Source organism: Bacillus cereus group sp. N21 (genome assembly GCF_016483395.1).
GTDB classification, from domain to species: domain Bacteria; phylum Bacillota; class Bacilli; order Bacillales; family Bacillaceae_G; genus Bacillus_A; species Bacillus_A pseudomycoides.
The window spans coordinates 1-232 of the sequence record NZ_JAEHBX010000448.1; the positions used below are offsets into that span (position 1 = coordinate 1).

The following is a 232-nucleotide window of genomic DNA, read 5'->3' on the forward strand; positions in this document are numbered from 1 at the left end:
CGCAGTCTGCCACCGCGACCGCCCGGTGCGTGAACTTGTGGAGGGTCCAACGGGGGAGGCACTGGCGAAGCGACTGGATCAGTGGCATAAAGGGGACAAAAAACGAGAGATTCCACCGCTTATGCCGATGGACCGGGGAGAAGCCATTCCGCTCTCTTATGCCCAGCAGCGCCTGGGGTGTATTGACCACTTCACGCCTCAGAGTGCACTTTATATTATGCCGAGGGGATGC

At 59.1% G+C, this 232-nt stretch carries 1 protein-coding gene; it reads left to right on the forward strand.

What is annotated here, in order from left to right:
• Window positions 1–232: hypothetical protein (locus tag JDS96_RS32755; RefSeq protein WP_242480051.1), on the forward strand; the 232-nt coding region annotated here is incomplete at both ends.